Annotated in this window: 1 protein-coding gene and 1 pseudogene; one reads left to right on the top strand and one right to left on the bottom strand. The window is 66.4% G+C overall.

Features of this window, described 5'->3' with window-relative positions:
- Nucleotides 1-237: pseudogene (locus WAX14_RS23400) on the bottom strand (hypothetical protein); the annotation flags it as partial.
- A 432-nt stretch (nucleotides 238-669) separates the two neighbouring features.
- On the opposite strand from WAX14_RS23400, the gene WAX14_RS23395 reads away from it, so the two are divergent.
- Nucleotides 670-1,782: Hsp70 family protein (locus WAX14_RS23395; protein ID WP_422630430.1), on the top strand; the 1,113-nt coding region annotated here is incomplete at its 3' end.

Genomic DNA, 1,782 nt, shown 5'->3' with positions numbered 1-1,782 from the left:
GAACAGGGCGGCGGTGACGTGGCTGAGTACCGCGTCCCCGCCGAGCGAATGCTGCACGTACCGCGCTCGGACCCGGTGCCGGGCGATCCCGTCGAGCTCGTCGGCGTCGGCGCGCCGCAGATGCGCGCCCGGCGCGATCCGGGTGAGGACGCCGCCGCGCAGCGCCTGCCGGAGCTCGTCGGCGGTGATACCGGAGGTGAGGAGGTCGGATCGGTAGAGCGGTGTCGGATCGGTCATGCCGGTCAGCGTGGCGGTGCCCGCGGCGATTCGGGGCGCTCCTGCGCCGATCGACCCGAATCTGTGGATCGATTCGGCGCCTGTGGACAACTGGGCCCGTGGACAACTGGGCTTGTGGACGACCCGGCCCGGCTCGCGCATCCGCCGACGAGGAAGACAGCCGCGCGCTGCCCGCACCGCGCGGCTGTCCCTTCTCTGCCCCAACAGCTCAACAAAAGTGAGCTGCATCACTTTCAGAACAAAAGTCGGGTGGGTTGCGGTTGGACCGTTCGACAAACTTGAGCGTGAGAAGCTCAACTTAGACTTGACTCCGGATTCCGTCCGGGTGCAAGCTTGAGTGGACTTCGCTCACCTGAGTCCGTCGGGCTCAGGGTTCGGGCATGTAGGCCCGCGGCGCAACGTCGTGCCGCGGCGAGAAATTGGAGGAGAATTATGGCTCGTGCGGTCGGCATCGACCTCGGAACCACCAACTCGGTCGTTTCCGTGCTGGAAGGCGGCGAACCCGTGGTGGTCGCCAACTCCGAGGGTTCCCGTACCACTCCGTCGGTCGTCGCATTCGCGAAGAACGGTGAGGTTCTGGTGGGTCAGCCCGCCAAGAACCAGGCGGTCACGAACGTCGACCGCACCATCCGTTCGGTCAAGCGCCACATCGGCACCGACTGGACCGTCGCGATCGACGACAAGAACTACACGTCGCAGGAGATCAGCGCCCGCACGCTGATGAAGCTCAAGCGCGACGCCGAGGCGTACCTCGGTGAGGACATCACCGACGCCGCCATCACCGTCCCCGCGTACTTCAACGACGCACAGCGTCAGGCCACCAAGGAAGCCGGCACCATCGCCGGCCTCAACGTCCTGCGCATCGTCAACGAGCCCACCGCCGCGGCCCTCGCATACGGTCTCGACAAGGGCGAGAAGGAACAGACCATCCTCGTCTTCGACCTCGGTGGCGGCACGTTCGACGTGTCCCTGCTCGAGATCGGTGACGGTGTCGTCGAGGTCCGCGCGACCTCCGGCGAGAACCACCTCGGTGGCGACGACTGGGACGAGCGCGTCGTCAGCTGGCTCGTCGACAAGTTCAAGGCGTCCAGCGGCATCGACCTGACCAAGGACAAGATGGCCCTGCAGCGTCTGCGTGAGGCCGCGGAGAAGGCGAAGATCGAGCTGTCCAGCTCGCAGAGCACCTCCATCAACCTGCCCTACATCACGGTCGACGCGGACAAGAACCCGCTGTTCCTCGACGAGCAGCTCAAGCGCGCCGAGTTCCAGAAGATCACGAGCGATCTTCTCGAGCGCACCCGTGCACCGTTCCAGCAGGTCATCAAGGACGCGGGCATCGCGGTCGGCGACATCGACCACGTCGTCCTCGTCGGCGGCTCGACCCGCATGCCTGCCGTCACCGAACTGGTCCGCGAGATGACCGGTGGCCGCGAACCCAACAAGGGCGTGAACCCGGACGAGGTCGTCGCCGTCGGTGCCGCCCTGCAGGCCGGTGTCCTCAAGGGCGAGGTCAAGGACGTGCTGCTCCTCGACGTCACCCCGCTG

It is taken from the genome of Rhodococcus sp. (in: high G+C Gram-positive bacteria), from assembly GCF_049299235.1.
Taxonomy (GTDB): domain Bacteria; phylum Actinomycetota; class Actinomycetes; order Mycobacteriales; family Mycobacteriaceae; genus Rhodococcus.
Note: the sequence above shows the minus strand (reverse complement) of the source record. Positions and strands in the feature narration are given on the sequence as shown.